An 11,950-nucleotide genomic window follows, 5' to 3' on the forward strand; every position below is an offset into this window, starting at 1 on the left:
TCAGCTTGAGAGCCCAGATCGCGGGCCCAAACAGGATCCAGGTTCGCGGGAACTGGACCTCAGGAAGTAAGAACTCAGGCCTTTGCCTGCCCCCCTACCCGAAGGCAGGGGGGCAGGCAAAGGGGTTGCAGTACACCAGGATATGCCGCAGGTGCTCAAAATCGTGCTTGAAGGTGGCGCGCACGATGCGTTGACCGTCGTCGCCCTTGGTGAGCTCGACATCGTCGAGGAAGCCGGACCAGCGGGTGCCGAGGTGGTCCACGGTGATGTGGACGTTGTCGGTCGGCCGGTTCTTGTGGTCGGTGAGCCACCGCGCCAGGTAGTAGGTCGCGGGCAGTTCGATAGTCCCGACGCCGGTTTCGTTTTCGAGCAGCTGGAACTTTGCGCTGATCTCGCGCCACACGTCGCCGCGGTAGTTGTAGTCCCCATCCCACAGCCGAATGGTCGGCCGCTGGATGCGCCGCTCGTCCTCGCGCTTGAGGCGGGTGGCGATCTCATCGAATACGGCGTCGAAATCGATCGTTGTGGTGGTTGCTGTCATTCGAGCCCCCAGGGTCGTGGCCATTCGAGCAGGCAGCGCAGTCGGATGCCGGCGCCGATGGGGGCGCCGGTGACGGTGACGGGGATCTGCGTTTTCTTCAGGCCGCCCGGGAAGGGGTACATGAACTTCTTGCCAGCCATCCGCAGGTACACCTGGGTATCGAGGCTGGAATTGACCTGGCCGTTGCGGGCCATCTTGTCCGTGTCGATCCACAGGTGTTCGCCCGCGATGAGCGGAGGCATGGTCACCTTGCGCAGCGCGTCCTCTTCAGCGCGCTCGTGTTCGTCGTTGCCCCAGGAGTAATCCGGGATCGTCCACTTGATTCCGGCCGTGCCCTGGACGTCCCACTGCGGCCAGCTCGGGTAGTCCTCGGGCAGTGGGTTCCACGCGGTGACGTAGCCGGTTTCGGTTCCGCCGCCGGTTGTGTCGGTGGCGGTGATGAACTTGGTCTCGAATGCCTTCTGCACCCACCGCGGGTACGGCCCGACCAGCGGCAGCAGCGCGAGCGCGTAGCCCTCTGAATTCGGGTCGTTGATCGCCTTGATCTTTGGTTTCGCGCCGAGCCGCACGGTGAGGCTGCGGCGGGATCCGCCGACCTCGACATGGATCTTGCTGTCCCGGCGGACCGAGAACATTTTTCGAAACTCGGAATCGGCTTCGCGCCAAGTCATCTGGGGTGTGCCGATGATGTGGCATGCGAGGATGAAATCGTATTTGTCTTCGCGGTATCCGCCGAAGTCGGCTCCGATGCTGAATGCGGTGGCGTTGTAGATCGCGGTGATCGGGGCCTCGTACATGCCGTCGAAGTCGGTGCCGCTGTCCTCGTCGGCCAGGGCTACGCCCTGTTCCCATTGCCCGGGCCCGGCCACTGTGATCCGCCGCCCGTTGCAGCCCTCGATCTCGATGAGGGTGTTCTCGGGCGGGTTCACCGCGTCGCCAGCCGCTTGGCTCGCTGCTGCTGCTCGAGCTGCATCATCTTCCATTCCCGCTGGAACTCACCAGCGCTCATGCCGGTGGTGAGGTTCTGGATGGTCACGGAGTTGTCGACGTGGCCCGCGGTCCCGCCGATCTGGCTGGCGGCGACGTTGCGGGCCGCGGCGAGCTGGTCGCCGGTCAGTACCCATTCCTCTTGCCCGGACAGGTTCAGGGCGGCGACGCCGTGCGGCAGTGGGCCGCCCATGTCGCGCAGCACGGTCGGCACGGTGAACGTCTTGAGCAGCTGCTCCATCCAGTTCGGCGTGCCGGGGGTGACCGGGCCCTGCTTGTCGATGTCGTCCTGGCTGATCGCTGGTTTCGTGAACTGCTGCTGCGCTGCGGTCTTGGCGTTCTGGGACTGCAGCGCTTCGCTGTACTTCTTGCCTTCGGTTATGGCCGCGCCGACCGCGCCGCCGATGTTGCCCTCGAGTCCAACCACGGTGAGGAAGTCCGAGAGCTGCCCGGTGACAGCGGTTTTCACGACGTCGCCGACGAGGTTGACGACGCTGCTGGTGTCCGACGAACCGGTCGTCGCCTTGGATTGCTTCTGCTGCTCGGCGACCAGGGCGTTGCGCGCCTTGTAGACAGCGCGGTCGGCGGCCGCCCGTTCGGCATCGGTCGAGGTGGGATCGTTGTAGACGTCGTCCCGGTCGGCCTCGGCGTTCTCCAGCGCGTCCTGCAGATCAGCCAGGGTGATCTGGTCGTCGGTCATGGTGCCGGTCAGGTCGGGCGCGGTCGTGACGTCCTTGCCGCTCTTGGCCTGGTCCCGCTTGGCCTCCAGTTCCTTGACCCGCAGCTGCGCCTGCTCGACACGAACCTGCGCCGCGTCCTTCTCGGACTGCTTGGCCTTGGGGTCGGCGAGCTCCTTGTCGCGCGCCTCGATCGCCTGCGTCACAGCGATGTTCGCCGACCGCAGATCGAGTTCGTCGCTGTCGTCCCAGGTCTGTTCCTTGCTCTTGCCGTTGCGGCCGCGCCGCCCCTTGGTGGAGGTGGGCGGGTTGAACTCGGTTGTCGGCAGGTAGTAGCGCGGGCCGAACTGGCTGTCGGTGACCGGGGTTGCGCCGGCGCCGACACGGACGCCGTTGGCGCCGGACTCCAGCGCGGTGCCCGCGAGGTTGCCGGCCATGTGGGAGTACTGGCCGCCGCCGCCGTTGTGCACGGCGATGGTCAGGCCGCGGCCGGTCGGGTCGGCACCGGAGAGGAATCCCAGCGAAGCGAAGTTCGATTCGGTGGTGAACCAGCGCGTGAACGGGTCGAGCCCCTTCAGCAGCGCGAACGCGGCGGAGATGAAAGCCGAGCAGTCCCAGGACGGATTGCCCACTCCCCCGTACTGGTACGGCTTGCCGGACTCGCCGCGCAGGTAGCTGAGGGCGCGGGTGACGGCGATGCCGCCGTCGGCCATCGGGGTGAGCTGGAACCCGAACATGTTCGCGACGGTGCCGAGGATATTGGTTGACCGCTCCCGCTTCCCCGCGGCGAGGGGGATGAAAGCCTCACCGCCCGTTTCGGGTTCGGCCCACTGGTACAGGCGCGACTGCGGCGACTGGATCGTTGCCTGCCCGGGTAGCGGGCCGTCGATTCCGCCGGCCGCGCGGGGCTGGGCGATCGGGATGTCGTCGATGTTTTCGTGCAGCTTGCGGATGGTCGGATCCGGCAGCGAACCCTGCTCGTAATCGACCTTCACTTTCTGCGTCTTGTCCGGCAGGGCCGTGTTGATCAGCGTGGCCAGTTTGTCCAGCACGGCCTGCAGATCAGGCGCCGTGATCTTGACAATGCCGGGCTTGCCGTTGATCTCTTCGACCTGGGCGCCGGCCGCGCGCAGTTTCGCTATGAGGTCGGCGTCGCCCTTCATGTCGAGCGGGACCTCGGCGCCGCCGCCGGTCATGCGCAGCAGGCTCTCGATGACGACGAGTTTCTGCTCGACGGAGTCCGCGCCCTTGAGTTTGGCGAGGATCTCGATGTCACGCGGCAGGTAGCCGAGCTGGCTCGCCATCTGCCGGACCTGGTCGACGGTCAGCCCGGCGGAGTGGGCGAGCTGCTCGAACTGGGTGTCGTTGCGCGCGAACACGTCGGCCATCGGCAGGCCGGCCTCGGCCGCGGTGAGGGTCGCGTCTTTGATCTTGGTGAGCGCCTGAAACAGCCTGTCGCCGTTGCTGGTGGCCGTTTCGACCGAGCCGTCCTGGCGGACCAGCTGCTCGCCGAATCCCGCGGTCTTGTCCCACACTTCGGCGGTCGCGGCCGCGGTGTCGCGGACGGTCTGGTTGTACTTGGCCAGCGCGTCCTGCGCGGCGACCGGCTTACCCGAGAGCAGATCGAGCGCGGTCCGCATGGCGTTGAGGCGGTCGCCCGCCGACGCCGATTCGTCGGACAGCGTCTTGACGGCCTGGGTCAGGCTGGCGAATCCGGGCGTGGTGTTCTTCGCCGTGTCCTGCAGCTTGACGATGTTGTCACGCAGCGCAGACAGCTCCGACAGCGCGAACCTACCGTCGGCCCCGGCGCCCTTCAGCTTGTCCGACAGCGCGTTGAATTTCGCGGTGTCGCCGAGGGTTTCGGCGAGCTGCTCGTCGGACATCTTCAGGTCGTCGATGACCTGCTTGGCGCCCTTCCACCGGTCGGCGTACCAGTTCTTGTTCGCGGTGGCGTCGTCGTTCAGGGTGACGACGTTCCAGCCCTTCTCGAAGAATCCGGCCCGGTTCTTCGCGGCCTCGTCGAGCGACTTCTTCATGATGCCGATTTGGCCGGTCACGTTGGAGATGGCCTGGGTGTTGAACACGCCGCCGTTGACCGAGAAGATCTCCGACAGTTCGCTGCGGGCGACGCCGATCTCGCGCATGGACTGGCGCATCGCGTTGGCGTGGTCTTCAGCCTTCTTGAACTCCGAGTACAGCTGATAGACCGCGGCCGCCGCGGCGGCGATGCCGACGACCCACGGGCCACCCAGCATGCTGACGACACCGCCGACGGCCGAGCGTGCACCGCTCGCGGCCGCGGCAACCGCGCCCTGTGTGCGGGCGAAGTTCGTGGCGCTGCCGGCGGCGGTCCGGTACGCGTCGCCCATCTGGCCGAGGGCCGGGACGCGTGCCTGCACGGTGGCCATGGCCGCGCCCCAGTTGGACAGCGCGACGCCGCTGGCCGCGGCCAGTTGGCGCTGCACGACCATCTGGTCGCCGAACCTGCTGAACGCGGCGGTCGTCGCCGTGACAGCGGCGGAGATCGATGTGCCGATCGATGTGGCCTTGAACAGGACCAGCGCGGCTATCGCTGCGTGCACCGGGCCCGGCAGTCCGACGAAGGCCTGCACGACCGGTGCCACAGCCTGACCGACGCCGACCAGCGCGGTCGCGCCGTCGCGCAATCCGTTGACCAGCCGCGGTGTCTCGTTGGTGACGAAACCGGCGACGCTCTTGGTGAACTGCTCGAGCGGGCCCTTGACCTCGTCGTAGATTTCGAGCGCGAGGGATTCGGCGGCGTTCTGCACCATCTGCATGGCGCCTGGCAGGCCTTGCATTTTCGCGGCCGCCACGTCGGCGGCCGATCCCTGCTTGGACATGGCCGCGTGCATGGAGTCGAACCCGGTCACGCCCTTTTCAGCGGCGATACCCGCCAGACGCATTGCGTCCGAACCGAACAGGGTGGCGGTCGCGGCCTGATACATCTGCGGTGTCATGCGCTGCGAGGCGCCCTGCAGCTGCTCGAACAGAGTGCGCAGTCCAGCGAACTTGCCCTGCCCGTCGTAGACGGTCAGGCCGAGTTCCCTGATCGCCTCTTGCGCGGGCTTGCCCTGGTCGGTGAGCGCCAGAAGCGCGGACTTCAGCAGGGTGCCCGCGTCGCTGCCCTTGATGCCGGAGTTGGCGAACATACCCAAGGCGGTCGCGGTGTCCTCGACGGTCAGCCCGAACTGGTGGCTGACCGCGCCCGCGGCCTGCAAGCCGTGGGCGACGTCGGTGATCTCGGCGCTCGACGCGTTCGCGGTGTTGGCGAGCACATCGGCGACGCGGCTGGCGTCGGACGCGGACAGGCCGAAGGCCTGCAGCGCGGCGGACTGGATCGTCGCGGCCTGGGCGGCGTCGATCTGCGCGGCTGCCGCCAGCTGCAGCGAGCCCTTGGCCGCGTCCATCGATTGCTGAACCGTGAACCCGCCCTTCGCGAGTTCGGTCATGGCCGCGGCAGCGTCGTTCGCGCTCGTGCCGGGCAGCGTGATGTCGTTGCCCAGCTGCTTGGCCCGCTCCGATACCGCGGCCATCTGGTCGGCCGACGCTCCCGCTACCGCCTTCATGGTGTTGAGGGAGGTAGTGAAGTCGTTGCCGACGCTGATGACCTTGCCGAACGCGGCCGCCGCGCCGCCGCCGATCGCCAGCCCGAGGGACGCGCCGATACCCGCGGCCATGCCGAGGGCGGGTGAGAGTCCAGACCGCATCCTGTTGGCGAAGTCCCGGGTATCGGGGTGCAGCAGGATGTCTATGCGGCCGCCGGCCATGGGTCACACCTCCCCTCGGCGCGCAGCAAGTAGCTGCTGGAGTTTGCTTTTCGGCTGTTGTTCCGGAACCCGGAACGGTCGTTGCGCGGCCTGGTAGCGCTCGACCAGGGCGGCGGTGACCAGCGGGTCACGCTGGGCGATCGGGGCGAGGATCGGCAGCGGCGGCGGCTTGATGCCGTGCCGGGCCCGTTGCGCCCGTTCGTGTTTGACCTCGGGATCCTCGGGATCGGTGGTGCCCGAGACGTAATCGAAATTCAGCCCGAAGTCGTGGCGGTCGACGAGCATGGCCAGGTTTTCCGAGTCCCGGGCCCGCTGTGCGTCCTGCGCTGCCGAGTCCTCCAGCAGCGCAGCGACGTCTCGGTAGGGGAGCTCGGCCAGCGCGACGCGCAGGTTCAGGCCGTACCAGCGCTGGACTCGGGCGAAGGCTGCGCCCCAGCGGTCGGGGCGATGTAGCCCGACAAGGGCAGGGGCGCCAGCAGTTCCCCCGAGTGCAGCCCGCTGATGTTGATGATCCGGTTCAGCGCGGTCGCCGCGTGCGCTGGTGTGAGCGCGGCGATCTCGGCCCACAAGCCGGGGCCGTCGCTGGTGATCAGCGACAGCATCGCCTCGAACTCGTTCTCACCGATCAGCCGATAGAACGTCACGGCCTCGGCGCCGGTGAATGTGCGGCGCACGTCGGCGTCGACGCCGAGCAGGGTGATCGGCACGGGCGGCTGGTCGCCGGTGCCGAGCTCGGCCAGGACGTCGACGCGGTCGACGCCGGGCGCCGCCGGCGCGGCCGAGGTTCTCGACCGTGCCGGGCGGCGCGGGGCGGCAGTCTTTTTCGCGGGAGTCTTCGCGGACACTGCTGCTACCTCAGCTGATGGTCACGGTGCCGGACGGGGTGAGGCTCGCGCCCGTGCTGGACAGCACGCCCACCTTGCTGATGGTCACGGAGTAGGGGCCGCCCGCGAGGCCGGTCACGGTGACGTTGCCCGCGCCGATGCTGGACAGCGCTTCCAGCGCGGTCTGCACCGCGGACGCGGCAGCGTTGTACGCGATGCCGGATGCGGTCTGCCCGTTGAAGGTCAGCGGGAACGTGCCGCCGGTGGGGCTGCCGCCGATGGTGACGGTGAAATGGGACTGCAGCGGGTTCCAGTTCGTCAGCGGGATGAACGGTTCCAGGGCCAGCAGCTCGAACTCGAAGCCGTCGAGGTCCTCCTTGCCGAAGGTGCGCGGCGGCGGGGTGGTGAGGGTGACTCGCGGGGAGTAGAAGCCAGCGGCGCTGCCCTCGTCGCGCACGTTCAGCAGCACGGCGAAATCCTCGTCGTCGCCGTTGTGCCATTCGAAGATGCCGGAGCCGGGCGGGGTCTCGACAATCGAGCCGCCCTGCAGCGCGGTGAGCACGGTCGCCGGGCTGTAGTCAACCGGGCGCAGCTTGACGCGCTCCTCGGTCGGGGCCTTGATCACCTTGTACGGGGCCAGGCGCCGGTTCCACACCTTCTTGGGCGAGACGTCGCGCGTCGGGTTCACCTCGAAACCCGCCTCAATACCGCCGTAGCACAGCCACGGCACGGCACCGGATACAGGATTGTCGGCGAACGGGGCGGCGGGGCGCGCGGTGCCGGCGGGCGCCCGGTAGACGTCGCCGTCAAGCCAGACATAGGCCTTGTTCGGATCGGCGTGAGTACTCACGATTCAAACCTCCAGAGGGAAGGGAGCGCACGGCGAAATGCCGTGAGCGAGAAGGGGGAAGGGTGATCAGGCGCGGGCGGCGCGCATCTTGAGGTCGACCCGAATGGTGGCCCGGAAAATCAATTGATCGGGGCCGCGGGTCTTGTCGACCGCAGTGAGGATGCCGGTGCGCCAGTGACCCGACCAGGCCGAACCGCAGAACGGAATGTTGCGGGCCCGGCCGAGTAGCTGGCCGGCCATGGCCGCGATGTCCCACGCGACTTCCTCGGGATCGGTGGTGCCGCCGAGGATTTCCAGCGACGGCGCCCACGCATCCAGCTGGACGGTCGGTGTGCGCAGCATTGGGTCATCCCCAGAGCCACCCATGCCACGCAGCGTGACGAACGGGCCGCGGATCGGATCGGGCACGTCTCGCGTGGTGACCGACGCGGCGGGCACGAGCGCGGTGAACGCGGCCTGCCCGACCAGGAACACGCGGGCCGCGCCGGGCGCGAACGGGATCGGCGCGCTCATCGCTTACCCATCGCCTGCCGGAACGCGCCCTTGTCGTTGTACTTGGCGAGCTCCTGGGCGGCCTCGGACAGGATCAGATGCGCCGGGGTGTCGACGGTCCCGAATTCCTTCATGAACGCGATCGGATCGTTGTCGACGACGAACACGTCGTCGCCGTCGACAACCACGTCGATACCGCCCTGATAGGCGCCCGAGACGACCGGCGCGAGGTCGATCGCCTTGAGCGCCACCTCGTAGGCCATCGCTTCGCGGTCCGGTAGCGATGCCTTCTTGGCTTCGCTGCGAACCTGGGCGGCGAAGATGGTGAGCCGTACCCGCCCGTTGTCGATGACGTTGTCGGACATGGTCAGTCCACGCGGGCCGATCGCCGCGCCGGCTTGGCGTCCAACTCGGGCGCGGCCTCAGCCGGGCCGTCGACGGCGGGCGGTTCGGCCGCCGCCGCCACGGTGGGCGCGGCGGGTTCGTCGCGGTCTCGGTAGGCCTTGCTGGTGCTGTCGGCCCAGTGGGTCACGCCAGCCGAGTCGGTCCACGAAACGATCACGGTGCTGTCTCCTGTAGGTCGGTGGAATGCCGCACTACCGCGGCGATGTAGGCGGGGCGGCGAGATCCTCGGGCGGGGCGCCGCACTCGCGGGATGCCCTGGACGGTCACGTGGTCGCCGACCTTGATGAGGTCGGATACCGATGTCGGTCCGTCGAATCGCCAAACGTCGCGGCGGTCGGTGCCGCCGGGCAGCCCGGGGGCGAGCAGCAGGGTCACCCGCTGCGTGACGTGTCCGTCGTCGAACTCCTCGAGGACGGTGTCATCGGTGAGTACGCGGATCTGCAGCAGGCCACGCCAGGGGACCTCGCTCACCGGTCCGGGCTGGCGGTTTCCGGTGACCGGGTCGAACACCGGTGTGCCGGGGCGCAGCAGCGTCCATCGCTCAGGCAGGTTCACGACTGGCCGCCCACGACGATGGTGAAGGCGCCACCGGTTTCGGGGGTGTCGAGCAGTTCCTCGAGCTCGGCATCGGTGAGGTAGATCAGACCGCGGTCGGGCCCGCTGTCGCTGTACTCGGTCATGACTTCCGGGTACTCGGTGCGCTTCACACCGATGCCACGCCCGATGGCGGCCATGGCGCGCATGACCATGTCGACGCCGATGCCGGTCACGATGTCAGGATCGAGGCCACCCGCCGCGATCCGGGCGTCGAGTCCAGACACCTTGGATCGCATTCGCGCGCAGGCGATCGTGATGAACCGGTTGACCTGGGTGATCTCCGGTCCGACGAATGTCTCGCCGGAGATCTCCTGAACGTCGGACAGGTCAAACAGCGGGGTTGCCATCGGCCCCGGTGTTGCTGTTCTCGGCGGCGGCCGCGATGACGGCCAGGACGTCGGCCTTCTTCGTCGCGTCGCCGAGATCGATCTTCTTGTCGGCCGCGTAGTCGCGCAGCTGCGGGACCGTCCACGATTCCGACGGTTCCGATTCCGGGACCTGCTGCGCCGGTTCGGGATCCGGCGGGTCAGCCCAGGCGTCCGGGTTGGTGATGAGCTTCGCGAGCTCGGCCGGAACGGTGTCGTCGGGCCCGAGGATGTGGGTGACGCCGTCCTCGTCGTGGACGTGCACGAACGTCGCAAGACGCGCTGCCATCACAGGACCTTCACGATCATGCTGGCGTTGGCGTTGAGCAGCAGCGGCAGCGCGATGCCGCTGGCCTTGGTCCAGCGGGCGACAGGGTCGTTGTCCATGTAGGAACCGACCACGATGCCGGGCGCTTCGGACGCGTCGATCCCGTAGTCGGGTTCGATCGCTTCCGCGGTGGTGCCCCAGGCGGTTTCGCCGAGCTTGCTGTTCCCGCCGATGTAGAGGATCCGGTCGTCGGGGATGAGCCGCTGGGTGTTGCCGTCGGCGTCCTCGACCTGGGCGTCGAAGATCTCGAACGGCGGGTGACCGAACGAGGTGAACAGGGCATTTACCTGATCGCGGGTCACGATGCCGCTGGTCGAGCCAGGCGGCAGGCACGCAGCGCGAATCTTGTCCTGCCGCATGAGCGTCGACATGACACGCTGGCTGGTGATCGCGCGCGCCGGGTTCGCCGAGTTGCTGACGCGGAAGGTCGAGAAATACGATTCCTGGTCGATGACCGGGTCGGCCGCGCCGGCACCGGTCACGCTCCACAAGACAGCCGCGGTGATGGTGTGGCCGGGGAGCCGCAGGAAATCGGCCTCAAGGTCGAGGCCGTTCTCGGTCAGCGTCACCTTGCCGTTCACCAGGGCGGCGGCCTTGGCCATGATGACGCGGGTGCGGATCGCCTGCGCGAGCTCGACCGCATCGTTCTCGATGACGTCGCGGATCGCGGTGTCGGCCTTGCGGAGTCGCAGCCGGTCATATTCGCCGAGCCGCCGCTTCTCCGACATGGGCGGCAGTTCGCCGCTGATGCGGGCGATTCCCTTGCGGCCGCTGATGCGGGCCTCGGTGTCCCACGACCGGAACTGGCCGGCCTTACGCAGACCACGCTGGGTGATCTGCGCACGGAACTCGACGTCGTCGACCATGGTGTCGGGGAGCAGGTCGTCGATGATCGTCAGGTCGTTGATCGGCTGGTCGGCCAGGGCTTCGCGGACGTAGCCGGTCAGCTCGGCCGGGGTGACGTAGTCGGAATTGAGCACGAGTGCCATCGGTTACGCCTCCTCTCAGAAGTAGGTGATCTGCTTGGCAGTCGCCTGCCCGGCAGCGTTGACGGTGTGGGGGCACTTGGCGGCCAGGACGCTGCCGTGCCACAGCAGGGCGCCGGACACCTTGGTCGCGCCGGTGGGGATGCGTACCGGGGTCAGCAGGTGACCGGCGATCGTCGCGGTCGCTTCGTCGCCCGGGCTGAACAGCCCGTACTTGCCGCTGCCGAGCTTCTTGAGCGCATAGCCCGACTTGAGGTAGCCGTTCGGGTAGTGGGTACCCGCGGTGAAGGTGGTCAGGTCCAGGGTGATGGTGCGGGCCCGGTTGGTACCTTCGGCCGACGCCATCCAGGACTGATCGTCCTGGCCGAACGTGTCGACAGTGATCTTGAGATCCATTGCGCCCCTCCTTTTCTGGGGTCGTGGTTACTTGCGGTTCTTGCGCGCTTCGTAGGCCGCGCGGCCGGCGGCCATGGATCCGGACACGTCGCCGCTGCCCCCGCCTTGGCGGCGGTCGGGCTTCGGGGTGCTCGGTTCCTTGGTGTCGGTCGTCGAGCCCTGCGCGGTATTGCCGCCGATGAGCGCCTTGAGGTCCTCGGCGTCGGCGATCATTTCGTCGAGGGTGCTGCCCTTGAGTCGCTGCGCCAGGGCCAGTGACAGCCCGGTCTTTTCGGCGGCCTCGTAGCGGAGCGCCTTCGCGGCGTCCTTCTCGAGTCCGGCGATCCGTTCAGCGGTACGCTCGGCGTCGGTCTTGTTCGCATCCTCGAAAGCCTTGAGCTTGGCCGCGAGATCCTGCTCGCGCGTGGTGCTCTCGCGGGCGGCCTTCTCGGCTGCGCGGCGCGCGGCGCGCTCGGCCTTGAGTGCCTTCTCGCCGCTCTCGCCGAGGTCGTCCTCGTCGGGGGCAGGAGGCGGCGGGGTGGGGACGTTCGGCTCGGTCGGCGTCGCGCCGGTCGGGTCGTGGTCGGGGGACGCGCCGCGGATCGGCCAGATCGGTGCGCCGGTGCGGCGCAGGCCGATTGCGCGGCCGAAGATCGGATGCACGGGCAGGTCAATACTCATCGGGTGGGGCTCCTCCATCGCGGAAGATTCCGGCCGGCCTCGCGCCGGTCGGGA

At 68.0% G+C, this 11,950-nt stretch carries 15 protein-coding genes; all 15 read right to left on the bottom strand.

Annotated elements, in window-relative coordinates:
* Positions 1-94: 94 nt before the first annotated feature.
* Positions 95-565 (bottom strand): hypothetical protein, encoded by a 471-nt coding sequence (locus ABZ412_RS34160; protein ID WP_357288922.1) that lies wholly within the window; start codon positions 563-565, stop codon positions 95-97.
* Positions 538-1,470: a phage tail protein gene (locus ABZ412_RS34165; RefSeq protein WP_357288924.1), complete on the bottom strand. Its 933-nt coding sequence runs from the start codon at positions 1,468-1,470 to the stop codon at positions 538-540. Before ABZ412_RS34165 ends, ABZ412_RS34160 begins: the two co-directional genes overlap by 28 nt.
* Positions 1,467-5,993, bottom strand: a complete 4,527-nt coding sequence (locus ABZ412_RS34170; protein WP_357288926.1) for a phage tail tape measure protein — start codon at positions 5,991-5,993, stop codon at positions 1,467-1,469. Before ABZ412_RS34170 ends, ABZ412_RS34165 begins: the two co-directional genes overlap by 4 nt.
* Before the next feature lie 3 nt (positions 5,994-5,996).
* Positions 5,997-6,278 (bottom strand): hypothetical protein, encoded by a 282-nt coding sequence (locus tag ABZ412_RS34175; RefSeq protein ID WP_357288928.1) that lies wholly within the window; start codon positions 6,276-6,278, stop codon positions 5,997-5,999.
* A gap of 107 nt (positions 6,279-6,385) precedes the next feature.
* A complete protein-coding gene (locus ABZ412_RS34180; protein ID WP_357288929.1) occupies positions 6,386-6,838 on the bottom strand; it encodes a hypothetical protein in 453 nt (150 codons plus the stop codon).
* A 10-nt stretch (positions 6,839-6,848) separates the two neighbouring features.
* Positions 6,849-7,667: a hypothetical protein gene (locus tag ABZ412_RS34185; protein ID WP_357288931.1), complete on the bottom strand. Its 819-nt coding sequence runs from the start codon at positions 7,665-7,667 to the stop codon at positions 6,849-6,851.
* A gap of 66 nt (positions 7,668-7,733) precedes the next feature.
* Positions 7,734-8,180, bottom strand: coding sequence for a hypothetical protein (locus ABZ412_RS34190; protein WP_357288933.1), 447 nt, complete (start codon positions 8,178-8,180; stop codon positions 7,734-7,736).
* Positions 8,177-8,524, bottom strand: coding sequence for an HK97 gp10 family phage protein (locus ABZ412_RS34195; RefSeq protein ID WP_357288935.1), 348 nt, complete (start codon positions 8,522-8,524; stop codon positions 8,177-8,179). The genes ABZ412_RS34190 and ABZ412_RS34195 overlap by 4 nt, the downstream gene beginning before the upstream one ends.
* Positions 8,525-8,526: 2 nt before the next feature.
* Positions 8,527-8,721 carry a hypothetical protein gene (locus ABZ412_RS34200; protein WP_357288938.1) on the bottom strand — a complete coding sequence of 65 codons (195 nt, stop codon included), beginning with the start codon at positions 8,719-8,721 and terminating at the stop codon, positions 8,527-8,529.
* Positions 8,718-9,119, bottom strand: a complete 402-nt coding sequence (locus tag ABZ412_RS34205; protein WP_357288941.1) for a hypothetical protein — start codon at positions 9,117-9,119, stop codon at positions 8,718-8,720. Before ABZ412_RS34205 ends, ABZ412_RS34200 begins: the two co-directional genes overlap by 4 nt.
* The gene (locus ABZ412_RS34210; RefSeq protein WP_357288943.1) at positions 9,116-9,508 is read right to left on the bottom strand and encodes a hypothetical protein; all 393 of its coding nucleotides are present in this window, start codon (positions 9,506-9,508) and stop codon (positions 9,116-9,118) included. The genes ABZ412_RS34205 and ABZ412_RS34210 overlap by 4 nt, the downstream gene beginning before the upstream one ends.
* The gene (locus ABZ412_RS34215) at positions 9,489-9,815 is read right to left on the bottom strand and encodes a hypothetical protein (RefSeq protein ID WP_357288946.1); all 327 of its coding nucleotides are present in this window, start codon (positions 9,813-9,815) and stop codon (positions 9,489-9,491) included. The genes ABZ412_RS34210 and ABZ412_RS34215 overlap by 20 nt, the downstream gene beginning before the upstream one ends.
* Positions 9,815-10,843 carry a major capsid protein gene (locus ABZ412_RS34220; RefSeq protein ID WP_357288949.1) on the bottom strand — a complete coding sequence of 343 codons (1,029 nt, stop codon included), beginning with the start codon at positions 10,841-10,843 and terminating at the stop codon, positions 9,815-9,817. Before ABZ412_RS34220 ends, ABZ412_RS34215 begins: the two co-directional genes overlap by 1 nt.
* A 15-nt stretch (positions 10,844-10,858) precedes the next feature.
* The gene (locus ABZ412_RS34225) at positions 10,859-11,236 is read right to left on the bottom strand and encodes a hypothetical protein (protein WP_357288952.1); all 378 of its coding nucleotides are present in this window, start codon (positions 11,234-11,236) and stop codon (positions 10,859-10,861) included.
* A 27-nt stretch (positions 11,237-11,263) separates the two neighbouring features.
* The gene (locus ABZ412_RS34230; protein ID WP_357288955.1) at positions 11,264-11,896 is read right to left on the bottom strand and encodes a hypothetical protein; all 633 of its coding nucleotides are present in this window, start codon (positions 11,894-11,896) and stop codon (positions 11,264-11,266) included.
* Between the last annotated feature and the right edge of the window lie 54 nt (positions 11,897-11,950).

The organism is Nocardia sp. NPDC005746, assembly GCF_040630785.1.
In the GTDB taxonomy this organism is placed as follows: Bacteria; Actinomycetota; Actinomycetes; order Mycobacteriales; family Mycobacteriaceae; genus Nocardia.